Source organism: Blastococcus sp. SYSU D00922, assembly GCF_054050495.1.
Map to the genome: position 1 here is coordinate 86,949 of NZ_JBJGZL010000013.1, position 26,820 is coordinate 113,768.

The following is a 26,820-nucleotide window of genomic DNA, read 5'->3' on the forward strand; positions in this document are numbered from 1 at the left end:
AGGGGATGGACGTTCTCGGTGGCGGCTCGCATGGCGCCGGCGTCGGCCCAGGACCTTGTCACGATGCACGGGCCGGTCTCGCGGCGCGTGAGCATCGACAACCCGATGCCGTTCGTTGATCTGCTGAATCGGCGGCACGTCGTCGGCACGCGTGGCGGCGATGAGGGCGTCGAGGTTGTCGGGCAGCCCAAATCGCGCCGGCGACCGGCCCCTGCGGTGGCAGCGGCGTTGGGCCGTCAGTGGCGGTCCCGGGAATTCGCGCGTGAGAGCTAGCGCCCCAAGCCTGCCGCAATGTGTCTTGCCAGGCCGCTCGCTAGTTCAACTGGTACGGCGTTGCCGATTTGACGTGCGATGTCTAGCTTGCCGCCGCACCACTGGAACTCATCGGGAAAGCCCTGTAGGCGGGCGGCCTCGTGATGGGTGATGGCCCGGTGGCGATCAGGATGTAGATAGCGACCCTTCTCGGGCTTGAAGAACTCGGTCCTGATGGTCACCGACGGGCGATCCCAGTGCATTCGGCCCATGACGTCCATCGAGCCCTTGTAGTGCCCGATCCAGCACGGCGCCTTGAGCTTGTCAGGTAGATCGAGGCGGTTGCCCCCTTCCCGGATGTGCCCGAACCGCTCGAGAGACAGGTCCGTGTAGTACCGCGTGATGTGCAGGTCCGGTGACTTGAACACGCCAGGCACGACGTGCCCGAAGTACTGCGTGGTCGCGGACGGCAGATCACGGTCGTCCGGGTCGACGTCCTTTGCCAAGCCTTTCAGCGCCTCTCGTACCGTGCGCCACTCCTCCTTGGGAACCGAACCCGCAGGGACCTTGATCTGCGCCAAATCCCGGTGGGTGCCTATGACGATGAATCGCCGGCGCAGCTGTGCCGCTCCGAAATCGGTTGCCCTGACGACGCGCGCGTCGATCTCGTAGTCCTGCAGCAGTCCTCCGGGCATCGTCTCGCGGAGGAGGGACACGAACTGGTCGCTTGTACCGAAGCGGTCCACGTTCTCCAGAAGGAAGGCCTTTGGGCGCACCTTGATCAGCGTCTGCATGTAGGAACGCCAGAGTTCGTTCCTCGGATCCGAGGCGCTGCGCTTGCCGAGGTTCGAGAACCCCTGGCACGGCGGTCCACCGACGACGATGTCGGCGTCAGGCAGGTCGCCGGTTACCCAGTCCTCTATCTCGCCCCAGTAGACGTGGTCCTCGCCGAAGTTCGCTGCATACGTGGACGCGGCGGCGCGATCGTGCTCCACAGCTGCGATCGGTGTGAACCGCCCGGTGGAGGTGAACCCCGACGTCAACCCGCCACAGCCAGCGAACAGGTCGATCATTCGGAGGGGCTTCGGCGCGGAGGGAGTCGGCAGTGGGTGGTGGTCAGCTTCCTGCACCGAGGTTGCACCTACCGTTCTTGCTGGCGTGCCGCAGTCGGTGGCACGCGAGACGTCTCGTCGACACTATCGATCAGTGGTTCGAAGGCAACGTAAGCGCGCCCACCGACAAGTCCCGCGTGAGGCGGGCGTTGCCTGTGTGAGGGGTGCGATGACCGACATGCGAGCAGGCGGGTGAGGGGAACTGCGTTGATGGACCGGCCCCTTGCATCGAGCCCACAGGTCTCGTTGCGTATGAGCCGTGCGCGTCGTCGGGACACTGCGCCGGAGGTCGCCGTGCGGCGTGAGGCGCATCGTCGTGGACTTCGCTACAGGGTCGATGCCCCTCTGCCCGGGATGCCGCGGCGCCGGGCGGACATGCTGTTCAGTCGCCGGAGGGTGGCGGTCTTCATCGACGGATGCTTCTGGCACTCCTGCCCTGTTCACGCCTCTGTTCCGGCTGCCAACAATGCGTGGTGGGTGGCGAAGCTCGCCAGGAACACGGCACGGGATCGCGATACCGACCAGCACCTGGAGGCACTCGGATGGCGGGTGCTCCGCTTCTGGGAGCACGAGAAGCCCGTCATGGTCGTAGACGTGATCGAACGAACTCTCCGAGGCGGCTAGTCGACGTACTGGCGTGCCGCGCCCGAGCTGGCTCCTCGCGAACTCGCAGGAGCGCTGCCGACTCGGTCGTCGCGTCCTGGACCTGCCGGCGAAGTTCGTCCTCGTCGAGGGCTTCGAAGTCCACGACTGCCCCCCATCGGGAGAGCCGCTTCAGCACGTCGATGAGCACCTCTCGCTCCGGAACTCCTCCTCGTTCGACCGACGGCCAGACCTCTGCGAGCGTCCGTACCAGCGCTCGACTCCCACCGATCGACCGACGGCGCGCGAAGACTTGATCGAACGCGGCCTCGCCGAAGGTGTCGAGGAGTCGGTAGCGCTCGAACTCCTGTGGGCGGGCAAGCAGATGCGCCCGCCACCACAACCTTCCCCAGACGTGCCGCGTGATGTCCGTTCCGAGGACACGGTCCCCCGGGGGGCGTGGATAGCGCCAGTACGAGACGTCCGGTAGGAGGACGAGGGCGAGGAACGCCCAGATGGAACGGACGGCCGCCTCACCTGCGACCAGGCCGCACCGCTCGTGCAGCAGTTGGGCGATCTCGATGTCGAAGGTGACCCGGTCCTGGCGTCGCCCCTCCTCGGGGAAGCCGGCTCGTTCCGCGACGGCGACCACGTCGTCGCGAAGGCGCTGCAGTTCGTCCGACGTGACTCGACGCCCACCGGTCGCAGCGAAGACGGCAGAGCGGTGGCGAAGCGCGTGCTGGCCACGCAGCTCGCTGATCGAGGCGCGCTGGTAGGTCTGGTGGAGTTCGCGGGCGGCATCGCCGAGCAACCGTGGGTAGAGGACGCTCACGGACCCACCAACAGGCTCGAGGCGGCTTGGATACGACTGCTGAAGAGCGCGGGCGCGGTCTGCCGCTCGCGGCGTAGCGCTTCCAGCGAGAATGCCGGAAAGGCGTTGCGGACGACGTTCGTGAGCAGAGCGCCCAGGGAGCCGGCGGGGTACTCCACGTCGTCCGAGAGGTCCTCGTGTGTCAGCGCCTGCTCCACCAAGACCCGGAGCACGTCGCTGCGAAGTGTGGACAGGACACGCCGATCTCCCTCAGTCGGGGAGGCCGCGGCATCCAAGGCGTGCATCACCACGTCGTGGCGTTCATTCACGAGGAGCAGTAGTGATCCGAGTGCCGCGGCCTCCAAGTCCTCGTCGATGTGGAGGTACCAGCCGGCATTGGTCGGGTACGGCAGGTCGTGGAAGTCGGCCGGGGCGATAGGGAAGAGAGTGTTGTCCCCCTGGAGCAGCACCCGGTACTCGTCCGACCACAGGACACTCCCAGGCCTGGTTGCCGCCGCGGGGGAGGACCCTGGCGACGATCGGCGGAGCGTGATGCTCGTGACGAGTTCGAGAGTGCCGCCGAGCTCGCCGCCGGGCAGCTGGAAGGCGACGTTCGGCTCGAAAGCATCGACGGCCGGCAGAGCCGACCGCCATGCCCGCCCACGCAACGCCGAACTCGTGGCGAGCCATTGAACGCTCACGTCCAGCTCTGCGTCGTCGGCCAGGCCACTGAGCCGTCGGGCCCGAAGCCCGTCGACCGTCATGGGGCGTAAGAGCGACAACGTGGTGTCGTAGTCCCAGTCGAGGAGCGTGTCCGGAAGCGGCTCGCCGCCGTCAGCAGAGAGTCGCGACCACGGTCCGCGCGTCACCACGTCGGCCGGCGGGCGCAGGAAGGGGAAGGCGCGGGTCACGTGCGGCTCCCCTCCTGTCCGTGTGGGAGCGGCGTGGCTAGGACGTTGATGTCGGTCGCCGTGTCGGCCACCGGAATCACGACCAGCTCCACTTCGGTGGGCGGAAGAACGGTGCACCAGTCATCGCCCACCGTCCCCTCGGACGTTGTCCAGGAGGCCACCCTGGGACGGTCCGCGCCAGCGGGAGGGTCTTCCTCCCGACCGTCCCACGTGGCGACCGAAAGCCGCGCGTCGAGTCGAACCGGCCCTGGCCCGGTGACGCCGTACCGCGCTACGAGTACGACCGCGCCATCCCGTTCCTGTACGGATGGGTCGATCAGCGCGCTAACACGTGCTCGATCCTTCTGGGGCGCTCCTGGCGCTCCTGGCGCTCCTGGCGCGCCGGTGCCCGCCCCGCCGGATCCGCGAGAGCCGGTCCCTCCGGCGCCCTCTCCGCGTCCGCGGCCACCGGACCCTGTCCTGTCATTGATGTCTGGCCCGGCGAAGGCGGCGGCGACGAGGCCGCCGAGGAAGTTGCTCGCAGCGCCGAGAGCCACATCGGACGTCGTGGAAAGGGCCGCCGTCACAGGTGCCCGGAAGACGGCCAGATGCTCGCGCAAGCGCCTGAACGTCACGCTGACGAATGTGCGTGCATGGCCGGTGAGTTGCTCGTGAACCCAGTTGTCATGGGTCGGTGGCTCCGCAGCTGCAAAGACGTCGTCGAGTTCGTCGTCGGCGCGGAAGACACCGGCGTAGACGCTGTTCACCGACGTCGTCACTGGTCCTTCGTGGTAGCGCACGACCAGTTCAGGGGACCGCATCAGGCACACGTGGTGAGGGTCGCCCTCAATGCCGGCGAAGCTCGAGGCGAGAGAGCCGGAGCCCGGAGCCATGGGGACGACGACCGCGCGTTCCAGCGCGAATCGTCCAAGCCGTTGACGGGGGCTGCGACTTTCCAGGACCGATGCGCCATCCGTCCGCAGGCGGCGGTAGGCGGAGACGAACATTCTCAAGGGGTAGAGGCGAGCGGGATCAGGCACTGGGAACGAAGTCCCGCCGGCGATGACTTCAGGCGCCAGGCGCGCGGAGCCGCGCTCCGGCAGCATGATCGGCCAGAGGTGCCAGGCGATCGTCTCCGCCAAATGGGCAGCGGCGGATTCGACGTCGTCGAAGTCGTCGAGGATCGGATCGATGACCACCAGGGTGGTCCCGGACTCGTCCGCGTCGAAGGTCGTCAAGCCAAGTGCCCGGGCGACGTCATCGGCGGCGTCTTCGACGAGCGGTTCGACGTGGTCGTCCCGCACGTCGCCCCACCAGTGTCGACCGGTGAAAGGCCTGCTCGCCGTATCGACCCGGTCCCGCGTGTCGAAGGAACTGCCGAGAGCGATTCCAATCAGCCGCGACTGCAGGCGACCGTCCTCTCCTGCGGTGCGCGTATAGACCAGGATCGTGCCCACCCGCGAGAGCCGGTAGAGGACCGCCTTCCCGTAGCCGTAGGTGCCTCCCCCTTGGGCCGTGTCCCGCTTCTCGCCGACGTTCAAGACGAATGACACCCAGTCCCGTCGCTCCTCGGCGATCTGGTCCGCGCGCGTCGGACCACCGAGGCCCTTCGTCCCTCGGTCGACGACGGAGAGCAGGGTCAGATTGGTTGCGCGGACTGCCCGCCCGACGCCGAGATGCTCCTGCACGGCCGCTGGCGGCGTGAGCAACCGCTCCCACGTCGGCCGGTGTGTCGCCGCGACGGTGGTCAGTTCCAGGCGATAGACGGTCTGCTGACCTGGCAGGCGGGCATCCCACGAGTTCTGTGCGGTCTCGCGGACGAAAACCGTCAGGGGATCCACGGGGGGACGTCCGAGCTGATTGCGAATGCCTTCGGACGCGATCGCTCCGGTGGGTGGGAACGGCTGTGACCACCACCGTGGCGTCGTCACCGCTGCTCCAGCAGGAACAGTGCAGGATCGAGGTCCGTCCGGCAGGCATCTGCCGCAGCGGCGTCCAGATCGATCGAGTACTCGATCGGCCCGACCCCCGCCAGCACGGCGTCCCCGGAGAGTCCGCCCGGAACGACGCGGGGAAACCCGGGACGGATGACGTATGTGCGGTGCTCGACGACCTCGAACAGTTGCATCGCGTACGCGGGGGCGTCCAGCTCGTGATAGCCGACCTTGTGCAGCAAGGCCTGGAACCGGCTCGGATCGTCCGCGTGATCAAGCACGTCTCGAACGAGGTCCCTCACCGAAATGCCTCGGCCGGTCTGCAGGCGGAGCCAGTGGAGGAGCAAGCGACCCGGCGCAGTCACATCGAGCTGATCGGAACCGTGGATGTTCACGGTTCGGCCCTCAGGTGACGTCGTCGTCTTCACTTCGACGGCATCCACGCCGCGGTGGAAGTCCTGCGCCGATCCGGTCGGTCCTGTCCAGAACGCGACTGCGCCCGGATCCTGGAGGACCATCGATCTCAGGACGTGCAGCTCGCCGAAGAGACCGGCCAGAGCGGAGGAGCTCAGCAGTTCGCGGTTCCCCGCGAGCAACTCCTTCCAGTCCCTGAGGACTTCCCTCATGGCAGCGACGGCCCTGTCCGGCTCTCCGGCAATCCGGCCCGACACCTCGACGCAGAGAGCCGTGAACATGACGTCCAGGCGCGGGTCGAGCAATTCGAGTGAGGCGTACTCCTGGTAGTGGCGCTCATCTTCCAGGGCACGTCGTCGAAGAACGACGGTCTTGCCATCGATCTCCTCGCGCAGCGTGTGCCTGCTGCGTATCGGCACGAGAAGATGGCGATGCCCTTGCGCGTCGACGCCGGCGAGCAGGGGGCCTTGAGCCGTCCCGATCCCGATGTCGGCCGTCCGGAAGGCGGACACGACCGGGCTCGCAGAGGCCGTCGTCCAGAGCTGTTCGAGGTCCTCCCCGTGAAGCGTCACGCGGCCTCGTCGTCATATTCGAGTACCGACGTGTCTTCTTGCTCGACCGATACGCCGGAGAGGTCCGCACTCCAGTACTCGACGTCCGAGTCCGTGGTCCCGGGCAGCGGACGCGGGAAGACCAGTGCTACACCAATGACGACGTCGCTTGGAGCATTCAGCGGACGGCGCCCCTGTGTCTCGGTACGGGACTCGGGGTCGATCGGGTAGATCAGCAACAAGCCCTGGCCGGGTCGCTGAGCGTCCCGCAGGGCGAGGATCTCGTCCCGATTGCTGAGACTCCTGCCGGAGACATTCAGGTCGATCGTCTCGTCGCGCCGGCTGCTCAGCGTCTTGATGTCCGCCACACCGTCGAGCACGGTCTCGGACTCCTGGCCGAGGCGAGCACGCTTGACCATGCGGACGCGGACTTCCGCCCCGAGGTCGCAGCGGTCCGTCTTGGCGCCCGGTGACGAGTTGCCGACGACGGCGACGCTCCACTGCGTGAGAGCGCCCTTGCGAACGCGCTTGTCGATGTAGCCGAGGAGTCGTCCGCGTTCCCCGTCCTCGGAGCGCTCATGAAAGGAGTACGAACTCAAGAACGTCGTGATGTCCTCGTGGGGCACCTGCGTGAAGACTGCTGTCTCATCGCGCGGCCCCGTCTCTCGCAGGCCATTGCGATCCGCATTACTGACCAGCTCCCGCGCGGCGGCCACGTTGGCGTCCAGGATCGCCTTTCCCCCGGGCGTCACGTCGAAGAAGCGACTTTCCACCAGGGTCCCCCCGTAGGCGGCGTGGGCAAGGACCGCGGACTTCATCTTCGCCTTGGACGTGATGCTCATCTTCGGGTGCGAACGCAGCCGGACGGCGAACGTCAGCGGGGTCTCAGCCGGGTTGTGCATGTAGCGGTCGATGTCGCGGCGCATGTCGGCCTCAACGGTCGCGAGGTGGCTGAACCACTCCGCCAACTCCTCGGTCATCCAGATTCGGGGCAGGTCGGCGTACCGGCTCCGGTAGCCGAACCACCGTCCCATCTGCAGAAGGGTGTCGTAGGCCGAGACCGCTCGAACGAACAGACTGGAGACGAGACCCTCGAGGGTCAGTCCGCGCGAGAGCGTGTTCCCTCCCACCGCGATCGCGGTCACCGGTCCCGACTCGTAGTTGAGGCGATCGGTGCTGCGGTAGTTGTCGATCACGACCTTGGTCTCGCGAACGACGGCAGGGAGGTGCTCCACCAGAACCTCGAACGGGACCGTCTCCTCGCCGAAGTCCGAGGCTCGTACCAGTCCGGTCTCGCGTTCCCACGCCTCGCGCAATCGGTCGAGCGTCTTGTCGTCCGCGCTTCCCAGCCGGGTCAGCAGGGTCGCGCGAAGGTGGAGCAGCGGCTCCTTGAACGCCTCGTGCACGGCCGTCTCGGTCGTGGTGTGGACCAACATCGTCGAGTGCGGGTTGCCGCCACCTCGAGCTCGTCGGGCCGCAGTCGCCAGCCAGAACCACTCGACCGCTGCCTGCAGCGATCGAGTCATCGCCGGCTGGAAGGTCGCGGCCTCCCTCTTGTTCCGGGGCTTGAGATCGCCAACCTCGTCATCCGGGACCAGGCGGACCATGTCGTAGCCACCCGGGAGGTCGGCAGCGTCCTCCCCGTCGAGCAGGTCCCGACCGAAGAGCACCTCGGTGCCGTGGTAGCCCTCTGGCTGCGGCAGGTTGACGATGAAGTCCCGGGGATAGAAGTCCTCGTCGACGGACGGATCGATCAAGAGATTGGCGAAGGGCGTGGCGGTGTAGCCCACGTAGCCGACCTTCGGGAACTTGTTCAGCACGTCGAAAAGGAGCGGGTTGATCTTCGCGGTCGCAACCGTGGACTGGTCGGCCTCGTCGTCGATGATCAGCGTCGGACACTGGTCGAGGTACTCGCCGGCAGAAGCGAGCCAGTTGCGGAGCTTTCGCAGGACGGCGGCGTTCTTCTTCACCACCAGGAGGAGGTGCTGGTCCTTGGCGGCGAAGAAGGCTTTGGGGTTAGGCGGCGGGGTGAAGTCATGGATCTCGTTCGTGACCTGGTGCCACCGTTCCGGGTTCGACTCGACGAGGTCCTTCACCAAACGGATCTGAGTCTGTCGACGCAGGGTGTTGTGGATCCCGGACAGGACGATGAAGAGCTTGTAGCCCTTGTCGGCTGCCTTGGCCATCACAGCGGTGAAGTTCGTCGTCTTGCCCGACTGGACGTACCCGACCACGAGCCCCCGGGTGCGGAATCCGTCCTGCCTCGGGTGATCGAGGAGCGACACGATCTTCGTGGAGGACTTGTCGATCGAGGCGATGTTGTCCTTGCCGAAGTCCTTCCGTCGCATCGAGGCCACGAGAGCCGGCCAGTTGCGGTCGTTCTCCATGTCAGGGCCCGTGTACCAGGTCTGTCTGCCGTCGAGGTACACGGAGGCAGGTTCGTCGAGGTTGCGAATCTTGAGGCTCTCCGCCTCGTGTCGCTCGCGCACCGCTCGGATGAGGGCCTCGGAGGCGCCGAACAACTGCAGGTTCTTCACGGCGTCGTGGGGTGTCATGGACTGCGTGAACTGGAGGAAGACCGGATAGAGCTGGTCGACCTCTTCGTCTGTGACCCCGTGACCGGACACTGAGACCCCTCCGTAGGTGTGCGGTCAGGAGGGTAACTGTCGGTATCGGTACTGCGGCTACACCCGAGTAGGTGTTGCCGTCGTTGGTTCCCACTCCGTCTCCTCGGCGACGCCGAGTCGCTAGGTCTTGAGGGCAGCGGTCACGTGCGAGCCAGCACCACTCAGTGACGCGGTACGCGAGTTCGTCAGCGGATCAGGATCTCCTCCGGGCGGCGGTGTGTCACCGACTCGGCGTAGCTCTCCACGGCTCGGGACAGGACCGCGTCCACATCGCCGTTGCTCGTACGTTCGGCGAGAGCCCGAACGTGCTTGACCACGTCCAAGCCCGGGATAAGGACGATCGGGTACTCGTCGTCGATGATCTCCACCTGGGCCTGCCTCGTGAACCAGCCGGTCGTCACGTACACGCCGACCCACCCGCGGCGTAGTCGGGCGACGACGCGGGCGACCTGGTCGGCGTTGACCGACGAGTCGGGAGAGACACACTTCGCCTGGCCGAGTACGACCAGCGGCGTGCTCGTCCCGGGCGCTCCGATGTCGAGGCGTCCGACGAAGTCGAGGCCGCCGTCGCCTCCGGCTCGTGTGAGCCATCCCTCCTGATATGTCCCTCCGTGGCCGCCGAGGGCGTCTGCTGCGATCTGAGAGGCGAGCATCTCGAAGGCGTGCTTCCGGGAATCGAAGAACCGATGGATCTTCTGGAGCAGCTCGGCGTCCGTGCTGGCCGGCGGTGGCAGCTGCTGTTCCCGGGCCCGCAGTCGGGGCGCCTGCACGCGTCGACGGACCCGAGGCAACGCGGGAGGTCCGTCGGCGACCCACTGTCGCCAGCTAGCTGGCGCATGTCGCAGTGCTTCTTCTGCGGTCAGAGAAGGATCTCGCCGATCATCGATCCAACGGAGATCCAGGGTGTCGCCGGAATCGGCGAGGCTGATCACGGCCAGATCGAGCGCCACGTTCGGGAATCCGCGTTGAGTCTCTGGGTCCCGCTGGATGATGTTCTCCAAGCGGTCGATGACCGCTACGCCGCAGAACTCGATGTGGCCCTTGACGACGGCCCGCCCTTCGCGTCGAACGGTCACCGAGCGGAAGAGGAGTAGCGGAGGAGCCAGTCGGCGAACCGCCCGATCTGGCGAGGCGTGAGACCCGAGCGCTTCGAACAGAGTCCTATTGCCTGACGTCGACCCCGGTAGCCCTCGTGAGCTCGGCTTGTGATCGCCGAAGTAGCGGACATACCCGTGGTCCAGATCGAACTCGTCGTGCCATGGGTTGGTGGCGTGCCCAGCCTTCCACGGGCTGGACCGAATTCCGATGAGCGCGCGACGTTGGCCGTCCGGCGCCATCGTCAGCGCAGGAGCGTTTATCCCCGCGTCCAGTAGGAGCCGGGGCTGAGTAGTCCCTGGCGCAGCAGTGATGAAGTGGTAGTTCGAGTAGCCATCGAGCATTGGCGAAGTCGCATCACCATCGCTGCTGTAGCGGAGGACGTCATGGATGGCGATTCGGCGATGCGGCACGTGGCCATTCTGCCGGGCGCCGCCCTGTCGTCCCCCTCACCCTGCCGATGGCCTCATGAGCGCTGCCACCGACGTGCGCCTCGCCGAAGCAGCAAGCGTCGGCTGCGGTCCGTGGCCACGGTGCAACGTGCAGATGTCTGCCGTTCCACCGTTCGGGTGCTAGGTGTGGTCATTTCTCACTCTCTGGTAGCACCTCCCGCACCCATTCGTCTCTGTCCGCGCCATTCGCCGCCCCTGCGCCATAACGTGACCCCGCTTATCGCTCTGAGCGTGTCGCAGTCCTGACCTGCCGGCAGTCGGATGGCGATGGAGCGACCAGCTGAGCCGGCACCGCCGGAGCAGAAAAGCTCGGCGGCCGTGTGGCCGTCACGGGGGAACGGTGGTCATGTCCTTGTCGCAGGTCGCGCCCGAGTCCGGTCGGGCGCCTTCGGTGCGCGTTTCCCTGCTCACTCGCTGGCGCCTTACGCGCGCGGGTCGAGCGGATCGCCGGGCCGGCGTGCCTGTCGGCCTCTCACCACAGACGACTCCGATGCTGCGGGAACTCGTGGCGCTCTACGGTCACGCGTGTGAGCTCGAGCGCACCGAATACCTGATTGCTGAGAGCCGCTTGCACGTCCAACTGCGTCGGCTCGATGCGGTGATCGAGTCCCACGAGGCCGAACTCGTGCGACGTGACGCCGAGGCGGAACGACTCGCGCAGCCGACGCCCGAGGAATGGCTTGCAGTCCGCTTCCCCGGCGAGGAGTTCCTTTCGCCGGTTGCGACGCGCACCCGGCGGCAGATTGCGCATCGTCGACAACTGAATGAGGCGAAGGCGGCGAAAGACGCTGCTCAACAGCTCGTGCACGAGGCTCACGCCGATCGCTCCGAACTCCAAGCGGAGCTGCAGCGGCGCGCGGAGATCGCCCGATCCCGCGTGCAGCGGCACCGCGAGCGCACCGAGCGCATGGCAGCCATCTACCGGCGCACGATCGTGAAGCGGCACCCCGAGCGCGAAGAGCTGATCACCCGATGGCAGACCGACATCTGCGTCGTCCCTGACGAGGCCGCCGACATGGCCCTGCTTCCCTCCGAGGCTTCGACGGAGATGCCCGCATGATCGATCGATTCGCCACGCGCACCCCCGACGGGGCCGCGCCCTACCGGTCAGCGGACGTAGCGTCCGAGCTCCAGGCATTGCGCGACGAAGTTTCAAGCAGGGTTTCGGCACTCGCGCAGCGCGGTGCGCTGGACGCAGGCAACGGCGACGTGCTCGATGCCTGGCTGGAGCGGCAACGAACCGCGTGGCATGCGCGCCTCAGCGCCGAACGGACGACGACGGTCGCCGCCGTCCGGGGGTCCATGAGCGACCTCGAGTCCCGGGCGTTGGAGGCCGACCTCGCCGCGAAGGCAGCCGACGCCGAGGTCCAGGAGACCGAGCGGGCGGTCGGGCGGGTCACCGATGGGTTATTCGACGACCGGGGCGCCACCTCGGGCCAACGAGAGCGTCGCCGCCGGCCACGTCCGACGAGCGACCCTCTCGAAGGCCTGGCCATCTCGCCCTGGAGCCGGATCGTCTCGTACGTCCTGCTGGGGCTCGCGGCCGTCGGCGACGTGGTCACCTTCTACGCCGTGCTCGCCACGACCTTCCGGGAGTCCGGCGAGATCGTAGTCATCGGGCTCACCGCGGCCTTCGCGGCCGCCTCCGTCGGCCTGATGCACTCCGTTGGTCGAGCGCTCAAGAACCTCCGCGAGGCTCAGGGCGGTCTGGGCCGGCCGACCATCGTCATGCTGGTCCTGGGCTGGCTCACGCTCGGCGCGGTCGCCGTCTTCTTCCGACTGCGCGTAAGCACGCCGACTACCGCATCGGAGTCCATCTTCGACGACGCCAGCGGCGCGGCGGCCGCCGCTCAAGAGCAGCTCCTGTCGGCCGTTCTCCTTGGGGGGCTCTTCCTCGCCTCGGGGCTGCTCGCCTTCTACGTCGGGTACTCGGAGTACCACCCGAAGGCCACGTCGTACAGGCTGCTGCGGAAGCGGCTGGTCGCGCAGCAGGAGCTCCAGGTTGCCGCGGCAACAGCGGCCACCCGTGCGCGGCATGAGCTCGACTTCGCCAGGGACGTCGAGGCGCGGGCCGATCAGCGACGTACCGACGGGATGGAACAAGTCGACGCCACGGTCGACGAGCTGAAGGAACTCGTCCGGGTTCTCGTGGCCGAGCACATGGGCGTGCCCGAGGCCACGAACGGGCTCACGACCGGTCGGCTCGCCAAGGACCACCCTGCGGTTCCGCCAGCTGTCGGCGATCTGCCCAGTCCGCGATCGGGTGACGAGGGAGCGGTGCACGACACCGTGCCTAAGCCGAAGCCCGTCTCGCTGGCCGGCGCAGCAGATCTCCCGGTCAAGGAGCACGCTGCCCTCAACGGTCACGCCCCGTCGTCCGACGCCACGGAGTGGCGGCCATGAGGACGGTCACTTCACATTCGATGAAGCGCGGGCTCGTCGTCGGTCTGGTCGCCCTCGGCATGGTTCCGACGCTCGCCGCCTGCGGAGAGGCCGATCAGGCAGCCGAGCCATCAATGCCAGCGGCGGCGACCGCCTTCGTCGTCGGCGGACGGAGCAACATGCCGCAGCCTCGCCTGGATGGCGACGCGCGCGAGTCCGTGACACGAGCGGTGGACGAGGAGGCGATGGTCTCCATCGTCGTGGCGGACGGGCAGCCGAGCGTTCTCGACTCCCGATGGCTGCGCATCACCGGGGCGAACGGGCCCGCCCGGGAAGCCAGTAGGCGCGAGAACCGGGAGATGGTCGAGACGGCCATCAGGTCCGCGCGCGCGGACGACGAGGAGTCGGATCTGCTGGCCGCGCTCGATCTGGCCGCTCGCGAGGTCTCGTCGATCGACGGGCCCCGCGAGATCGTCGTGGTCGACTCCGGCCTGTCGACGACCGGCGCGATGGATTTCACGCAGCCTGGGTTGCTGGACGCCGAGCCTGCGGACGTGGTGGCAGACCTGCAGGCCTCGGACATGCTGCCCGACCTCTGCGGCATCCGTGTCGCGGTCCAGGGACTTGGCGACACCGCCTCGCCGCAGGATCCGCTGAATACTGCCCAGCGCAAGCACCTGATCCGCATCTGGGAGGCAGTGCTCCTGGCCTCCTGCGCGGAAGAGGTCTCGATCGTGGAGCAGGCCCTCGGCGGCCCGGCGTACGACGACGTGCCCGGGGTGACTTCGGTGCCGCTGCCCGAACCCGTTCGTTGCGCTGCGGGCACAGTCGTGCTGAACGGGGGAGAGGTCGGCTTCCGGCCGGACGCCGCGGAGTTCAGCGACCCCGCAGCTGCCCGCGCCGTCCTCGCGCCGATCGCTGCGCAGCTGGTTCGAGACAGCCTCACGGCCACGGTCACGGGAACCACGGCCAACTGGGGCCCGACCGACGGTCAGGTGACGCTGAGTCTGCAGCGTGCCCAGGCCGTGGTCGACGAACTCGTCGTGCTCGGAGTGACTCGGGAATCACTGACGGCCGCAGGTGTCGGCAGCAGCTTCCCTGAGTACGTGGCCGACGGGGGCCCGAACGGCCCGCTCGACCCGGCAGCCGCTGCGCAGAACCGCAAGGTGATCATCCAACTGCTCCAGGGGGCCTTTACCTGCGAGTAGGGGAGGTCATGCGGCTCGGGGTAGGGGACCACGGCGTCCCTACCCCGATCCAGGACGCCGGCGCTGCGAAGGTCAGCCTCTACATGTTGCTGTCGTAGATCGCATCAGGTGGCTAGTGCCACGCCCTGAAAGACCTGCTCGCAGTGCCAGGCCACGTGCCGCACTGCAGGTAGCGGAGTGCCGCGACGCGGTTGCAGCGGCCGGCCGTGGAGCTCGTCGGTCGCGCGGCCGCTCTGCGTCCGCGCCGAGAAGCGCTGAGACACCACTACGGCGTGGCTCTCGTCGAGCCCGAGGATGCCGCGATCGAACAACTTGTGATGCAGCGAGCAGAGGGCCAGTCCGTTGTCCAGGTCGTCCGGACCACCCAACTTGAACCAGCGGACGTGCGCTGCCTCGATCCCGACGACCGCTCCACCGGCGGCGCCATCGAAGCCGCAGAAGGCGCACTGCCGGTCCCACGCTTCGATGACCGCCGCCGGCCAGGCGCGGCTGCGTTGCCGCTGCTCCTGCGTGCCGACGTCGCCAGTGCCTGAGCGGCGGTCCAGCAGTTCCGGATCCAGGCCGACAGCGACGAGCACGTCGGAAGCCACCGTGATGGGGAAGTGGGCATCGACGAGGTTGCGCGCCGTCTCGTCGAGCAGTTCTGGTCGGTCCTTGAGAGCCGCCTCCGGCGATGCCTCGAGCCGTCCGGTCACCCCGCGCCGGAGCGGTCCCACGTTGTCCATCGGGACGTCGTGGTCCAAGGTCCAGACCTCGTCGGAGCGGAGCCGCGTGAAGGGGTAGGCGGCGCTCTGCGCGCGGCCAGCCGTGGAGGGCGGGCCGAACTCCTGCAGGAGGTCGGCGAGCTGCTCTTCCGCCTCTGCCCACGTGAGGGCGCTCGTTCCGTTCGCCGCCAAGCGCCCCAGTGCGAGGAGGACGAGTAGTGGATTGTGCGGTGATCGCCGACCGTCCCGCTGGTGCTGCCGGAGTGACGACAACCTCTCCAGAGCTTGGCGCGCGGCAACCTCGTTCAGTGACACGGTCGCCCACCATGCCCCATGGGAGCGGCTCCGGTGTGGTGCCCCGGAGTACGAGTGCGGCGGGTGGGACGACGCCGTTTCTCGATGCTCCTCGAAAACCGGAACAGGTGCGTCCGCCGTGTCACAGTCCCGCGGTTGCCATGACGACCGTCATGCCAGAAGTCCCTCCGACGAATGTCCGGAGCAGTCAGAAGACGGGGATGCACATGACCCAACCGCCCTACGGCCCCCCGCCACAGGGTCCTTCCGTTCCCGGCCAGCCGCCGTATGGTCCGCCTCCGACCGCCCCTGGCTATGCACAGCCCCAGTACGGGGTCACGCCGGCTGCTCCTCAGGCGACCCAGCCGCTCTACAAGCGGCCGCGGTTCATGGTCGTCGCTGGGCTGTTCGTCGTCGGGGCGATCGGCTCGGCAGTCGGCGGAGGCTCGGAGGAGACGTCGACCTCCGCCCCGGCAACGGCGACCGTCACCGAGACGGTTCCCGCGGCGCCCGAGACACCGGCTGCCGTAGCCCCCACGCCGGAGGCGGTCGCACCCCCGGCAGCCACTACGCCCGCGACGCCGATCGTCGACTTCGCCATGCCGGACTTCGTCGGCATGGACCTGCAGTCCGCGCAGGATCTGCTGCAGGCAAACGGCGTGTGGGTCAGCATCTCGCACGACCTGGTGGGGAGCCGGAACCAGATGCTCGACTCCAATTGGATCGTCTGCGACCAGAACGTTCCCGCGGGCCAGCGCGTCACCGGGGATGTCGAAGGTCAGATCGACTTCGGCGCCGTGAAGCGCGGCGAGGGCTGCCCCTAGCCCCATTCCAAGCGATGGGGATGGGCGGTCGGTGTGTGCCACGAGCGCGCGCCGGCCGCCCATTCTGCTTTCCGGATCCCGCAGTCGTCTCTCGCCTCCGACTTGAGGTCCGTCCTCCTGCGGTTCGGCTGATGGCCTCGAAGGTAAGACGAGAAGTCGACAAATCGACCACAGGAGTCCCTCCGGTCCCAGCCGTCCGGGACGCCTCGCGCAGGTGCCGCACCGAAGCCGTTCCGCTTCGTACTGTCGGTCCGTGGCCAAGCACTTCACCGATGAGACCGCCGAGTTCGCGATGCCCCGGATCGGCCGGCACGCCGCTCCCGACACCGGCGAGCTGGAGGTCACCCAGCGCTTCGACGCCGGCTTCCGTCAGCAGCGGCCTAAGCCGTCGGCGGCCGCGCAGCGCTGGGACGACGACGCGCGCTGACGCGCGTCAGCTCCCAGCGGGACGCAGCCGCTCGAGGGCGGCGGTGAAGCTAGCGTTCCACAGCCCGAGGTGCGGCCAGCGCTCGGCGACGTGCGCGGTCGCCTCCTTGACCGACATCCTCTTCTCGCGCACCAGCCAGCCGCGCAGCACGAGCCCCGTGCGCGACGCACCGCCGTGGCAGTGCACCAGCACCTGGTGCCCCTCTGCCCGTAGCGCGGTCAGGTCGTCAAGGACGTCGGCCAGCACGGCGTCCAGGTCGTGGTTCCACTCGTTGTCCGCCACGTAAGCCATCCGGTGCACCTCGTGCGGGAACGGATCTCCCAGCCGGCACAGCGAGATGACCGCGAAGTCCTCGTCGCTGAACCGCGCCCCGTCGAGGTTGCCGGCCCAAATCCCCGGCAGCACCTCGGTCGGGCCGATCCGCGGGATCACGCCGGGGGAGTAGTGCACCAGCGGCTTGCCGTCGAGCGCGGCCGCCAGCTCCTGCAAGTCCGCCAGACCCCACCGCCGGTCGCCGAACCCCGGCACCCGCCCGTGCACCGCTGACGACCAGCGCATCGGGATGCCGCCCATCCCGAACACCGCACCCGCCAGCCCGCCGGCCACGCACGCCACCGTGTCCGTGTCCCCGCCCAGGTCGACGACCAGTCGCAGCACCTCGGTGAAGTCGCGCCCGTTCCTCAGTGCCCACACCGCCGAGCCGAGCGTCGGCCACACCGCGCCGTTCGACTCCGTCGCGTCCGCCGGCGTCCACGACGGCGCCAGCACCGCCGCCCACCGCTCCCGGTGCTCGTGAGCCACCAGCGCCAGGGCCGAGGGAACAGCCTCCAGCGGGTCGCCGCCCTCCAGCGCCACCCGCATCAGCTCGGCGAAGATCGCGCAACCCTCGCCGGTCGCCGGGTCGCCGTGGGTCAGCGCCGAGATGCGCCGGGCGGCGTCCACCGTCGCCGACGTCCCGAACCGGGAGAACCAGATCGCGGCCGGCGTCGCGCGCATCAGCGAGCCGTTACCCGCCGCCCGCCCGGTCGCCGCGAAGTGCTCGGCCGCGGCGACGTCCCACGGCCGGCCGGACCGCAGCACCGCCCGGGTCTGGTCGCCGATGTCCGGCGGCTCCGCCTCGGCCCACCGCAGGAACCGGCCGAAGAGGTCCGCCTCGTCCAGGCCGTCGTTCTCCAGCAGCGACTCCGCCGCGAGCAGCGCCATCTGGGTGTCGTCGGTGAACTCGCCCGGCGCCCAACCGAGCGACCTGCCGCCGCACATCTCGGTCCGCGCACCGCGCGCCGGCACCGGGAAGCGGGCGGAGAAGGCACCAGCGGGACCGAACTCGAACGGCGCACCGAGCGCGTCGCCGACGGCCGAGCCAACCAGAGCGCCGGCCACCCGGTGCGAGCGATGCATGCGCGCCACACTGCCAGGCGTCAGCCCGTGCCCTCCGCGGAGATCAGCTGGGCGACCTCGTCCGGACGCGTCGTGCAGTCGTCGTCCGAAGGCGGCTGGTCGGAGGCGAGCCCTTCGATGCCGACGTCCTCGACCGGCTGGAAGCCGAGCCGCTCGAGGTGCGCGGGGACGCGGTTCTGCGCGTTGATCACGTGCGAGCGCGACAGCCAGCCCATGCCGTCGTCCACCTCGAAGTCCATGCCGCCGCCGGGCGCCCGCTGGACGTGCCCGGGGGAGGGGAGCAGCCCGACCAGCTGCACCGCCTCCGCGGCCGACAGCTCGCCCGGCGGGGAGTCGAAGTAGTACCAGCCGGCCGCGCAGACGCCGTAGATCGTCGGACCGAACTGCGCGTAGTTGACGTAGAGCTCGAGCATCCGGCGGTCGTCGATCAGCAGCGCCATCTCCATCGAGATCCCCGCCTCGACCGCCTTGCGCCAGGCGCTGAGCTCCTGGTTGAGGAACAGGTTCTTCGCCACCTGCTGCGGGATCGTCGAGCCCGACGCGTCCTCCTCGCCGGAGACGTGCGCGATCGCCCGCGCCCACATGACGTGCCAGTCGAAGGCGCCGGCGCGGTAGGGCAGCTGCGCGTCCTCGTGCGCGATCACCGCGGCCAGGAAGTTCCGCGACACGTGCTCGACCGGCACCGACTGCTGGATCGAGCCCTCCGGGTTGGCCGCCATGAACGCCGTCGTGGGCGGATCGATCCAGCGCAGCGACAGCACCAGCAGCGCCTGGACGATGAACAGCGCGGCCAACACGCGCACGATCCGGCCGAGCAGCCGGCGGCGAGGACGACGGCCGGCCCGGTCGCGGCGACGCCGAAGGCCGCGCCGGCCGCGCGGGTCGGGGTACTCCGGCGGAGGCGGCGGGAACGGGCCGCGGGGCGGCGCCGGCGCCCAGGGCTGGTACTGCGGCGGCGGGCCAACAGCTTCGGGCGGGGCGCCGTACCAGTCGTTCGCCGCGGGCGGCGGCCGGTCGAACCGGGGACGGCGGGGCGGCTCGGCGTCGTACCGCGGCTGCGGCTCGGTGGGCCGGCGGCGGAACCGGCGGGTCGTCCGGTCGTCCGGCTCGAAGGAGGCCATGCGGCGCGTGCTCCCGTGGTCGGTGTCGGACAGCCCAGGCTAGAGCCGGTACCTGTGAGCCCTCAGGAATCAGCGGCCAGCCAGGCCTCCACCCGGTCCAGCTCGGCGTGGGTCAGGCCGGTGCCGAAGTCCGGCGCCACCACGAGCACGTGGCCGTGGGCAGCCAGCCACTCGGTGGTGTCCTCGGCCTGGTCGGCGAGGTCGTCGTCGATCCACACGATCCGCCGTCGCGGCTCTGCCTCGGCGACCGCCCGCGCGGCGGCCAGCTTCCACCAGCCGGAGATGCCGCGCCGCTCCCCGCCGAAGCCGGTGGGCAGGACGTCGTCCCGGTCGTGGGTGCGCAGGCCGCGGGGGAGACCCATCGATTCGGCCAGCAGCTCGTCGGCCAGCCGCGTCCACGTCGTCAGCCACTGCAGCTCCACCCGGCCCGCTTCGTGCCACGCGCGCAGCCGGGCGACGACGGTCGGGTCCCACGACAGCACGTAGCCGTTGAAGGTCCCGCGCCGCCATCCCTCGGGCAGGTCGCGCCGGACGGCGTTCAGGACGCCGTCGACGTCGAGCAGCAGGACGGGCGGAGCGGCGGTCACAGGTACAGGCCTACCCGACGCGCCGCTCCGGCACCGCACCGGCGGTCGCGCACGGAACCCTGGCGACGGCCGTGACCCGGTTCCTAGGATCGCCGGCCAACGGGGCCGACCGATGCCCGGAGCTGCCATGAACGCCCCGCTGATCGTCGCCGTCGACGACCACCCCGACCTGCTCGCCGCCGTCGAACGTGAGCTGCGCACCCGCTACACCCCCGACTACCGGGTCTGCATCCTGCCGAGCACGGCCGAGGCCCGCAGCACCTTCGACGACCTGACCGCCGCCGGCGAGGAGGTCGCCCTGGTCCTCGCCGGCGAGGAGCTCGACGGCGGCCCGGGGAGCGACTTCCTCGGCGAGGTCGGCCGCCTCTTCCCGCACGCCGAGCGCGCCCTGCTCATCGACTGGGGCCACCTCGGCGACCCGGACACCGGCGACGCCCTCTTCGAGGCGATCGCCCGCGGGCGCATCGACCACTACGTGGTGCGGCCCGCGCCCCCACCGGACGAGCAGTTCCACCAGGCGATGTCGTCGTTCCTGCTCGCCTGGGCCGAGAACCGGCGCCGCGCCCCGCACACCATCGACGTCGTCGGCGAGACGTGGTCGGGCCGGTCGTACGAGCTGCGCGAGGTGCTCGGCCGCTGCGCCATGCCGCACCGCTTCTGCCTGGCCCAGTCGGAGGAGGGGCGGGCCATCCTCGCCGACGTCGGCGAGCGGAAGTTCCCGATGCTGGTGATGCCGACCGGCCACGTCATGGAGGACCCCACCGACGCCGACATCGCCCGCTTCGCCGGAGCACCCGTCGACTCGTCGGGCGAGCGCTACGACCTGGTGATCGTCGGCTGCGGCCCGGCTGGGCTCTCCGCCGGTGTGTACGGCGCGAGCGAGGGGCTGCGGACGCTGGTCGTCGACTCGGGCAGCATCGGCGGGCAGGCGACGTCCAGCTCCTCGATCCGCAACTACCTCGGCTTCCCGCGCGGCGTCACCGGCGCCGAGCTGGCCCGCCGCGCCTACCAGCAGGCGTGGGTCTTCGGTGCCCGCTTCGCGTTCATGCAGACGGTCACCGACCTCGTCCCCGGCGACGACGGCATCGAGGTCAGCCTGCACACCGGCGGCTTCGTGCGGGCCCGCGCCGTCGTCCTCGCGACCGGCGCCCGCTACCGCCGGCTCGGCGTCCAGTCGCTCGAGGCGCTCAACGGGGCCGGCGTCTTCTACGGCGCGGCCGCGTCGGAGGCGCCGCTGGTGGCCGACGAGGAGGTCGTCATCGTCGGCGGGGCCAACTCCGCCGGGCAGGCCGCCATCCACCTCGCCCACTTCGCGAAGCGGGTCACCCTCGTGGTGCGCGCGGAGACGCTCGAGGCGGGGATGTCGCACTACCTGGTCCGGCAGGTGGAGGAGGCCTCGAACATCGACGTCCGGACCGGCACCGAGGTGGTGGACGGCGGCGGCGACGGCTGGCTCGACCACCTGGTGCTGCGCGATCGGGCGACCGGCGAGCAGGAGACGGTCGGCGCCTACGCGCTGTTCCTGATGATCGGCGCGCAGCCGCACACCGCGTGGCTGCCGCCGTCGATCGAGCGGGACGAGGCCGGCTTCGTCGTCACCGGGTCGGAACTCAGCGACGCCGCCCTGCAGGCGCTCGGCCGGCGTCCGATGCCGCTGGAGACGAGCGTCCCGGGGGTGCTCGCGGCCGGCGACGTCCGGCACGGGTCGGTCAAGCGCGTGGCGTCAGCGGTGGGGGAGGGCTCGATCGCCATCCAGTACGTGCACCGGCTGCTCGCGGTCTGAGCGCGCGACCCCTGGTCGGCCGGCACCGGCGTCCCTAGCCTCGGGGCTCATCGGCGCGGGGGATCCCGAGAACGAGGGAGGCGGCGCGATGGGCGAGAAGGGCGCGAACAAGAGCGGGCGCAAGGGCGGTCCCGGCCAGGGCGGCGGGGGCAGCCCGGTCTACGGGCTCGGCTTCGTCGGCGCGGTGGTGTGGCACTGGCAGCACGCCAACACCCCGCAGGAGAAGGCCCTGGCGGTGCTGAAGTCGATGGTCTGGCCGGCGTTCCTCGTCTACGGGGCGTTCCGGGCGCTGGACCGCTCCGAGGTGGCGGTCTGACCCGTCAGGGCAGGCCGGCGTGCGGGACGTCGACCCGCGTGCTGACGAGAACGGCCTCGCGGGCCGGCGCCCGCGTGTGCTCGTAGAAGTCGGGTGCGCAGCACAGGAGCAGCTCGCGGCCGTCGTCCCCACCGAGCGCGCAGGCGTAGACGCCCATGCCGTCCGGACCGGCGACCTCGTCGACGATCGCGCCGCCGGGCGCGACGCGGATCGCGCGCGACCCGAAGCCGTCGGCCACCCAGACGTGCCCCTCGGCGTCCAGCGTGCAGCCGTCCGGTGCGATGACGACCTGCCCCATCAGCTCCTCGACCGAGCCGCCCTCGGGCACGGGCCCGAACTCCGCCCACACCCGCCGGTTGGTCAGCGAGCCGTCGGCGGTGATGTCGAAGGCGGAGAAGCGGTTGCCCCACGTCTCGCCGACGATCAGCGTGCCGCCGTCCGGGGTGATGACCGAGCCGTTCGGGAACCGCAGGCCGTCGGCGACGACGGTGACGGTGCCGTCGGGGTCGACCCGCTTCAACGAGGCCGACGTCGGCGCGCCGCCGCCCATCAGGTCGAAGCCGAAGTCGCCCACGAACGCCCGGCCCTGCCCGTCCACGACCATGTCGTTGACGTGGCCGCCGCAGACGCCCGAGAGGTCGGCGTGGGTGGTCACCTCACCGTCGCTGAGGCGGAGCAGGCGCTGGTCCTTCATCGAGACGACGAGCAGGTCGCCGTTCGGGAGCCAGCCGAGTCCCGACGGCTGGTTCTCCACCTCGAGGACGACGGTCTCGCCGCCTTCCGGGTTCACCCGGCTGACGGTGTGCCGGTAGAAGTCCGACGCCCACCACGTGCCCTCGTGCCACCGCGGGCCCTCGAAGAAGGAGCCGCCCTCCAGCACCGTCCGGAACTCTCGATCGGCCATGTGACCGGACGTTACGGGTAGCGCGCCCCATTCACGACAGATCGCCTGATCGGGCGGGAGCGCGGTTGGGGTGCCGTTCGTTCGGGCAAGCAGAGTGCAAGCAACCCGAAGGAGGCCACTCATGGCAGGCATGATCCGAAAGCTCATCGCGTCCGGCGTCGCGGCGAAGGTCATCCAGGAGGCCCGCAAGCCGCAGAACCAGGCGAAGATTAAGAAGATGATCTCCGACTTCCAGGCGAAGCAGAAGGGTGGCAGCGGCCGCTCCCGCGGCTACTGATCCCTCGCACGACGTCACGGCCCCTGCCCGCACTCGCGGGTGGGGGCCGTTGTCATGTGCAGGTCCGCCCAGGTAGACCCACACGCATGCATCGGATCGCCGTCCTCGACGACTACCAGTCCGTCGCCGCCCGCTACTGCGACTGGTCGCAAGTGCCGGGTGACATCGAGGTCGTCGAGTTCCACGACCACGTCGGCGACGAGGACGCCGCGGCCGCCCGCCTCGCACCCTTCGACGTCGTCATCGCCATGCGCGAGCGCACCGACTTCCGGCGCTCGCTGCTCGAGCGGCTGCCCAACCTCAACCTGCTGGTGACCACCGGCATGCGCAACAAGTCGATCGACGTCGAGGCGGCCACCGAGCGCGGCGTCACCGTCTGCGGTACCGCGATCCTCGGCACCGGCACGGCCGAGCTCACCTGGGGCCTCATCCTCGCCGTCGCCCGGCACATCCCGCAGGAGCACGACGCCGTCCGCGCCGGCGGCTGGCAGCAGACCATCGGCATGGACCTGCACGGCGCCCGGCTCGGCATCGTCGGCCTCGGTCGCCTGGGCACCCAGATCTCCCGCATCGGCCAGGCGTTCGGCATGGACGTCGTCGCCTGGAGCCAGAACCTCACCGACGAGCGCGCGGCCGAGTCAGGCGTCCGCCGCGTCGACAAGGACGAGCTGTTCAGCACCTCGGACGTCGTCACGATCCACACGCTGCTGTCCAAGCGCACCCGCGGGCTCATCGGCGCCGAGGACCTCGGCCGCATGAAGCCGACCGCGATCCTGGTCAACACCAGCCGCGGACCGATCGTCGACCAGCAAGCCCTGCTCGACGCGCTCCACGGCAAGAAGATCGGCGGCGCCGGGCTCGACGTCTTCGACCAGGAGCCGTTGCCGAGGGACCACCCGCTCCGGACGGCGCCGCGCACCGTGCTCACCCCGCACCTCGGCTACGTCACCCGCGACACCTACGAGGTCTTCTACCGCGAGGCGGTCGAGGACGTCGCCGCCTGGCTAGCCGGCAACCCCGTCCGGGTTCTCACGCCCTGACCCGCGTGGTCAGGACGGCGGCACGAGGCCGCCTGCCCACATCAGCAGCAGCGTCGTCACGACCACTGAGAGGACCGTTCCGAAGATCCGCTTCGCGCGTACGCGACCGTGCCCGGGCAGCAACGCAGCGATGACGATGGCCAGACCGCCGGCGACGATGAGCGGGACGACGAACTTGGAGTTCTTTCCGCTGAGCGGCAGCACCGTGCTCGCCCCGTAGAGGGCGAGGACCAGGCCGGGCAGGCCGAGCAGGATTCCGCCGACCGCGGCGATGAGCGTGAGGTTCTCCTGCGCCCGGGCGTCACGGGTGACCGCGATCGTGGACGCCGCCGTCAGGAGCCCGTGAAGCACCGCGGTCTCCTCGGCGAGCTGGTCGTCCATCTGCACGCACTGGCGGACGCCGGCATCCAGCGTCAGGAACCACGGCCGCGAGCGGCCCTCCACGTCGGTCGTCCGCTCGGGCAAGCTGGGGTCGAGCAAGCGTCGCTGCGCCTGGTAGGCCGCGTCGTCGCTGCGCCACGACCACAGACCTTCACGCCTCGCTGCGCGCGCCTCGTCGCGGGCCCGTCCCGCCGCAGTGGACAGCTCCAGGATGTCGGCGAGCGCCGATTCGACGGACTTCGTACCGTCACGGATCTCGGCGGCCAGTCGGCGCTCCATCGAGTAGCGCAGCCGGCGGAGCGCGCTGACCGCGTTGCGCGAGGTCTCGGCCAGTGCCTTGGCCAGCTGCGTCGCCGTCGCGTCGGCGCCCTCGCCGGCGATCCCCGGTAGACGGGCGACCAGGCCGTCGACGACGCCGGCGATCCCGGAATGGTCCGAGACGGGCGTCCAGTCGACTGCCGCGCGGAAGCCCATCTCGCCCTGGCGCCGCGGCATGCTCCGCGCCGTCGCCTGCCACAGCGCCCGGACGACGACCACCAGATCGGCGTCGCCGTTGCCGTGCACCCGCACCTGGGTCTGCCCCACCGCTACGAGCAGGTGCTCGCCGACATCGGCCACCTCCAGGAGGGGAGCGGCGCGGAGAACCCAGCCGTCCGGGACGGTCACCCTGCCCGCCGGCTCCGAGCGATCTGACTCGGCGGGCAGGACGAGCGTGTGTCGCAGAGCCGGCCGCGGCTCGGCGGTGTCGGTCACGGATTGACGGGAGCGAGAGGGGCGCACGGCACGCCGGGACCCTACGGTTCCGCGTCCCCTCGGTGCCGGAGGGCGCGGCACGAGCGAGGGCCCGGCGCCCACGGTGCCGGGCCCTCGCGCCACGCTCACTCCGTGCGCGACAGCCAGCCTGCGACGGCGATGCCGAGACCGAAGAGCACGGTGCCGGGGATGATGCCGTAGCCCTCCTTCGGCAGCACCGGGAAGAGCAGCGCCCCGACCGTGATGCCGCTGATCGACAACGCCGCCCACAGCGGCAGCAGCCGGTTCCGGATCGCGGCGATCGTGATCAGCGCCGGGCCGACCAGGTTCGACGTCCCCGCGACCATCGTGAAGACGATCGTCGCCTCCTCGATCGCGGCGAACCCGTGGTGGTCCATCAACGGCCGCACGAACGCCTCCATCAGCGCACCGCCGGGGATCAGCACCATGCCGAGCCAGGTGATGCCGAGCCCGACGAGGCCGGTCCGGGAGGCGGCGAAGCGGCGGGTCAGCACGGTCATGCCGGCCGCGATCAGCAGCGCGCCGATCGCGAAGACGACGTGCGCCACGACCCAGGTCGACGCCTCGTGAGCGTGGTCGTCGTGCGTGAGCGGGTGCAGCAGGTTGCCGACGGCGAACAGTGCGCCGCCGGCGACGAGGGTCAGGCCGCGGACGTTCGCGGACGGGCGGAGGTCGCGCACCGGGGTGGCCGGCGCGGTGGTGGGAGCGGGGGAGCTGAGGGTGGTCATCTCGTCCTCTGGGTGAGTCGGTCCGGTCGGGCGACCGGTTCGGCGAGGACGTTCGCAAACCGCTCTTAAGAGCCTCTTGTCGCCGCACGACAAGTGACCGGCAAGAGCGCGGGGCCAGGGTCGGCGTCGACCCCGAACGACCAGAGAGGAACCCCCGATGACCACCGTCACGCCCCGACAGACCGGCGACCCGAAGCCCGACACCCTCGGCATGCGCCTGGCCCACCGCGCGATGCTCAAGGACTGCCACCGCCTGACCACCCTGCTCCAGCAGCTGGCCGCCACCCCGGTGAAGCAGCCTCGCGCGGCCGCCGTCGCCGAGTACGTCGGCGACTTCTGCGACTCGATCCACCACCACCACTCCGCCGAGGACGACGTCCTGTGGCCGGTCCTCGCCGCCTCCGCCGGGTCGCACGTCGACCTGGCCGAGCTCTCCGACGACCACGCCGCGCTCGACCCGCTGCTCGACCGCATCCGCACCGGCGCCCGGGCCTTTGCCGCCCGCCCCGCCGACGAGGACACCGCCACCGCGCTGGCCGTCGACCTCGCCGAGCTCCGCGACACCCTCGACGAGCACATCGCCGACGAGGAGGCCTCCGTGCTCCCCGCCATCGAGGAGTACGTGAGCGTCAAGGACTGGAACGCCGTCGAGGGCGAGATCCGCAAGCGCGCGAAGCTCTCGTTCGAGGCGCCGCGCGTCGTCGCCGTCGTCACCCCGGCCGAGCATGCCGCCCTGGTGAGGGAGGGCGGCGTCATGCTGCGCCTGCTGCTGGCCATCCTGGTTCCGCCGTTCCGGCGGCGGGAGCGCCGCGTCTTCGGGAGCTGAGCGGGGGGGGGGGGGGGGGGGGGGGGGGGGGGGGGGGGGGGGGGGGGGGGGGGGGGGGGGGGGGGGGGGGGGGGGCCGGCGCGGCGGAGCGCGGCGACGGCGCGCCGCCAGCCCGCCACCCCCGGC

At 69.9% G+C, this 26,820-nt stretch carries 25 protein-coding genes; 11 read left to right on the forward strand and 14 right to left on the reverse strand.

Going from position 1 to position 26,820, the window contains the following annotated elements; genetic code table 11:
- Nucleotides 1-269 precede the first annotated feature (269 nt).
- Nucleotides 270-1,325 carry a DNA cytosine methyltransferase gene (locus tag ACI78T_RS17225; protein ID WP_456559343.1) on the reverse strand — a complete coding sequence of 352 codons (1,056 nt, stop codon included), beginning with the start codon at nt 1,323-1,325 and terminating at the stop codon, nt 270-272.
- Between the two features lie 249 nt (nt 1,326-1,574).
- On the opposite strand from ACI78T_RS17225, the gene ACI78T_RS17230 reads away from it, so the two are divergent.
- Complete coding sequence (locus tag ACI78T_RS17230; RefSeq protein ID WP_456559344.1) at nt 1,575-1,988, forward strand: very short patch repair endonuclease; 414 nt, start codon at nt 1,575-1,577, stop codon at nt 1,986-1,988.
- On the opposite strand, the gene ACI78T_RS17235 is transcribed toward ACI78T_RS17230, so the two are convergent.
- The 6 genes from ACI78T_RS17235 to ACI78T_RS17260 all read right to left on the reverse strand — a co-directional run bounded on the left by ACI78T_RS17235 (nt 1,945) and on the right by ACI78T_RS17260 (nt 10,681).
- Nucleotides 1,945-2,778 (reverse strand): DUF6339 family protein, encoded by an 834-nt coding sequence (locus ACI78T_RS17235; protein WP_456559345.1) that lies wholly within the window; start codon nt 2,776-2,778, stop codon nt 1,945-1,947. The two genes, ACI78T_RS17230 and ACI78T_RS17235, sit on opposite strands and share 44 nt — an antisense overlap.
- A complete protein-coding gene (locus ACI78T_RS17240) occupies nt 2,775-3,668 on the reverse strand; it encodes a hypothetical protein (RefSeq protein ID WP_456559346.1) in 894 nt (297 codons plus the stop codon). The genes ACI78T_RS17235 and ACI78T_RS17240 overlap by 4 nt, the downstream gene beginning before the upstream one ends.
- Nucleotides 3,665-5,488, reverse strand: a complete 1,824-nt coding sequence (locus ACI78T_RS17245; protein ID WP_456559347.1) for a hypothetical protein — start codon at nt 5,486-5,488, stop codon at nt 3,665-3,667. The genes ACI78T_RS17240 and ACI78T_RS17245 overlap by 4 nt, the downstream gene beginning before the upstream one ends.
- 86 nt (nt 5,489-5,574) lie before the next feature.
- Nucleotides 5,575-6,567 carry a PD-(D/E)XK motif protein gene (locus ACI78T_RS17250; protein WP_456559348.1) on the reverse strand — a complete coding sequence of 331 codons (993 nt, stop codon included), beginning with the start codon at nt 6,565-6,567 and terminating at the stop codon, nt 5,575-5,577.
- Nucleotides 6,564-9,173, reverse strand: coding sequence for a Z1 domain-containing protein (locus ACI78T_RS17255; protein WP_456559349.1), 2,610 nt, complete (start codon nt 9,171-9,173; stop codon nt 6,564-6,566). The genes ACI78T_RS17250 and ACI78T_RS17255 overlap by 4 nt, the downstream gene beginning before the upstream one ends.
- Before the next feature lie 185 nt (nt 9,174-9,358).
- Nucleotides 9,359-10,681, reverse strand: a complete 1,323-nt coding sequence (locus ACI78T_RS17260) for a restriction endonuclease (RefSeq protein WP_456559350.1) — start codon at nt 10,679-10,681, stop codon at nt 9,359-9,361.
- Between the two features lie 529 nt (nt 10,682-11,210).
- On the opposite strand from ACI78T_RS17260, the gene ACI78T_RS17265 reads away from it, so the two are divergent.
- The 3 genes from ACI78T_RS17265 to ACI78T_RS17275 are packed head-to-tail and all read left to right on the forward strand — an operon-like array spanning nt 11,211 to nt 14,310.
- Nucleotides 11,211-11,780 carry a hypothetical protein gene (locus ACI78T_RS17265; protein ID WP_456559351.1) on the forward strand — a complete coding sequence of 190 codons (570 nt, stop codon included), beginning with the start codon at nt 11,211-11,213 and terminating at the stop codon, nt 11,778-11,780.
- Nucleotides 11,777-13,123, forward strand: coding sequence for a hypothetical protein (locus ACI78T_RS17270; protein ID WP_456559352.1), 1,347 nt, complete (start codon nt 11,777-11,779; stop codon nt 13,121-13,123). The genes ACI78T_RS17265 and ACI78T_RS17270 overlap by 4 nt, the downstream gene beginning before the upstream one ends.
- Nucleotides 13,120-14,310 carry an OmpA family protein gene (locus ACI78T_RS17275; protein WP_456559353.1) on the forward strand — a complete coding sequence of 397 codons (1,191 nt, stop codon included), beginning with the start codon at nt 13,120-13,122 and terminating at the stop codon, nt 14,308-14,310. The genes ACI78T_RS17270 and ACI78T_RS17275 overlap by 4 nt, the downstream gene beginning before the upstream one ends.
- 104 nt (nt 14,311-14,414) lie before the next feature.
- Here the strand turns inward: ACI78T_RS17275 and ACI78T_RS17280 are convergent, their stop codons facing one another.
- A complete protein-coding gene (locus ACI78T_RS17280; RefSeq protein ID WP_456559368.1) occupies nt 14,415-15,323 on the reverse strand; it encodes a phosphorothioated DNA-binding restriction endonuclease in 909 nt (302 codons plus the stop codon).
- Between the two features lie 374 nt (nt 15,324-15,697).
- On the opposite strand from ACI78T_RS17280, the gene ACI78T_RS17285 reads away from it, so the two are divergent.
- Nucleotides 15,698-16,132, forward strand: coding sequence for a PASTA domain-containing protein (locus ACI78T_RS17285; protein ID WP_456559354.1), 435 nt, complete (start codon nt 15,698-15,700; stop codon nt 16,130-16,132).
- 253 nt (nt 16,133-16,385) lie between these two features.
- On the forward strand, nt 16,386-16,559 hold the full coding sequence (locus tag ACI78T_RS17290; RefSeq protein ID WP_456559355.1) for a hypothetical protein: 174 nt from the start codon (nt 16,386-16,388) through the stop codon (nt 16,557-16,559).
- Nucleotides 16,560-16,565: 6 nt separating this feature from the next.
- On the opposite strand, the gene ACI78T_RS17295 is transcribed toward ACI78T_RS17290, so the two are convergent.
- The 3 genes from ACI78T_RS17295 to ACI78T_RS17305 all read right to left on the reverse strand — a co-directional run bounded on the left by ACI78T_RS17295 (nt 16,566) and on the right by ACI78T_RS17305 (nt 19,665).
- Nucleotides 16,566-17,957 carry an ADP-ribosylglycohydrolase family protein gene (locus ACI78T_RS17295; protein ID WP_456559356.1) on the reverse strand — a complete coding sequence of 464 codons (1,392 nt, stop codon included), beginning with the start codon at nt 17,955-17,957 and terminating at the stop codon, nt 16,566-16,568.
- A 20-nt stretch (nt 17,958-17,977) separates the two neighbouring features.
- Nucleotides 17,978-19,078, reverse strand: a complete 1,101-nt coding sequence (locus ACI78T_RS17300; protein ID WP_456559357.1) for a transglycosylase domain-containing protein — start codon at nt 19,076-19,078, stop codon at nt 17,978-17,980.
- Nucleotides 19,079-19,140: 62 nt separating this feature from the next.
- Complete coding sequence (locus ACI78T_RS17305; RefSeq protein ID WP_456559358.1) at nt 19,141-19,665, reverse strand: HAD domain-containing protein; 525 nt, start codon at nt 19,663-19,665, stop codon at nt 19,141-19,143.
- A 127-nt stretch (nt 19,666-19,792) separates the two neighbouring features.
- On the opposite strand from ACI78T_RS17305, the gene ACI78T_RS17310 reads away from it, so the two are divergent.
- Nucleotides 19,793-21,448 carry an FAD-dependent oxidoreductase gene (locus ACI78T_RS17310; RefSeq protein WP_456559359.1) on the forward strand — a complete coding sequence of 552 codons (1,656 nt, stop codon included), beginning with the start codon at nt 19,793-19,795 and terminating at the stop codon, nt 21,446-21,448.
- Nucleotides 21,449-21,536: 88 nt separating this feature from the next.
- Nucleotides 21,537-21,764 (forward strand): hypothetical protein, encoded by a 228-nt coding sequence (locus ACI78T_RS17315; protein WP_456559360.1) that lies wholly within the window; start codon nt 21,537-21,539, stop codon nt 21,762-21,764.
- A 4-nt stretch (nt 21,765-21,768) separates the two neighbouring features.
- On the opposite strand, the gene ACI78T_RS17320 is transcribed toward ACI78T_RS17315, so the two are convergent.
- The gene (locus ACI78T_RS17320) at nt 21,769-22,668 is read right to left on the reverse strand and encodes an SMP-30/gluconolactonase/LRE family protein (protein ID WP_456559361.1); all 900 of its coding nucleotides are present in this window, start codon (nt 22,666-22,668) and stop codon (nt 21,769-21,771) included.
- A gap of 121 nt (nt 22,669-22,789) precedes the next feature.
- Between ACI78T_RS17320 and ACI78T_RS17325 the strand changes: the two genes are divergently transcribed.
- Nucleotides 22,790-22,945, forward strand: coding sequence for a hypothetical protein (locus ACI78T_RS17325; RefSeq protein WP_456559362.1), 156 nt, complete (start codon nt 22,790-22,792; stop codon nt 22,943-22,945).
- Nucleotides 22,946-23,031: 86 nt separating this feature from the next.
- Nucleotides 23,032-23,985: a D-2-hydroxyacid dehydrogenase family protein gene (locus tag ACI78T_RS17330; RefSeq protein ID WP_456559363.1), complete on the forward strand. Its 954-nt coding sequence runs from the start codon at nt 23,032-23,034 to the stop codon at nt 23,983-23,985.
- Nucleotides 23,986-23,994: 9 nt separating this feature from the next.
- Here ACI78T_RS17330 and ACI78T_RS17335 read toward each other — a convergent pair whose 3' ends face one another.
- Nucleotides 23,995-25,119, reverse strand: a complete 1,125-nt coding sequence (locus ACI78T_RS17335) for a hypothetical protein (RefSeq protein WP_456559364.1) — start codon at nt 25,117-25,119, stop codon at nt 23,995-23,997.
- Nucleotides 25,120-25,244: 125 nt separating this feature from the next.
- A complete protein-coding gene (locus ACI78T_RS17340; protein ID WP_456559365.1) occupies nt 25,245-25,868 on the reverse strand; it encodes a hypothetical protein in 624 nt (207 codons plus the stop codon).
- 157 nt (nt 25,869-26,025) lie between these two features.
- Between ACI78T_RS17340 and ACI78T_RS17345 the strand changes: the two genes are divergently transcribed.
- Nucleotides 26,026-26,694, forward strand: a complete 669-nt coding sequence (locus ACI78T_RS17345) for a hemerythrin domain-containing protein (RefSeq protein WP_456559366.1) — start codon at nt 26,026-26,028, stop codon at nt 26,692-26,694.
- Nucleotides 26,695-26,820 lie beyond the last annotated feature (126 nt).

Coding starts and splice junctions, on each gene's coding strand:
- ACI78T_RS17225 (WP_456559343.1), bottom strand. CDS start 1,325: ATGATCGACCTGTTCGCTGGCTGTGGCGGGTTGACGTCGGGGTTCACC.
- ACI78T_RS17230 (WP_456559344.1), top strand. CDS start 1,575: ATGGACCGGCCCCTTGCATCGAGCCCACAGGTCTCGTTGCGTATGAGC.
- ACI78T_RS17265 (WP_456559351.1), top strand. CDS start 11,211: ATGCTGCGGGAACTCGTGGCGCTCTACGGTCACGCGTGTGAGCTCGAG.
- ACI78T_RS17270 (WP_456559352.1), top strand. CDS start 11,777: ATGATCGATCGATTCGCCACGCGCACCCCCGACGGGGCCGCGCCCTAC.
- ACI78T_RS17275 (WP_456559353.1), top strand. CDS start 13,120: ATGAGGACGGTCACTTCACATTCGATGAAGCGCGGGCTCGTCGTCGGT.
- ACI78T_RS17285 (WP_456559354.1), top strand. CDS start 15,698: ATGGTCGTCGCTGGGCTGTTCGTCGTCGGGGCGATCGGCTCGGCAGTC.
- ACI78T_RS17295 (WP_456559356.1), bottom strand. CDS start 17,957: ATGCATCGCTCGCACCGGGTGGCCGGCGCTCTGGTTGGCTCGGCCGTC.
- ACI78T_RS17300 (WP_456559357.1), bottom strand. CDS start 19,078: ATGGCCTCCTTCGAGCCGGACGACCGGACGACCCGCCGGTTCCGCCGC.
- ACI78T_RS17310 (WP_456559359.1), top strand. CDS start 19,793: ATGAACGCCCCGCTGATCGTCGCCGTCGACGACCACCCCGACCTGCTC.
- ACI78T_RS17315 (WP_456559360.1), top strand. CDS start 21,537: ATGGGCGAGAAGGGCGCGAACAAGAGCGGGCGCAAGGGCGGTCCCGGC.
- ACI78T_RS17320 (WP_456559361.1), bottom strand. CDS start 22,668: ATGGCCGATCGAGAGTTCCGGACGGTGCTGGAGGGCGGCTCCTTCTTC.
- ACI78T_RS17325 (WP_456559362.1), top strand. CDS start 22,790: ATGGCAGGCATGATCCGAAAGCTCATCGCGTCCGGCGTCGCGGCGAAG.
- ACI78T_RS17330 (WP_456559363.1), top strand. CDS start 23,032: ATGCATCGGATCGCCGTCCTCGACGACTACCAGTCCGTCGCCGCCCGC.
- ACI78T_RS17340 (WP_456559365.1), bottom strand. CDS start 25,868: ATGACCACCCTCAGCTCCCCCGCTCCCACCACCGCGCCGGCCACCCCG.
- ACI78T_RS17345 (WP_456559366.1), top strand. CDS start 26,026: ATGACCACCGTCACGCCCCGACAGACCGGCGACCCGAAGCCCGACACC.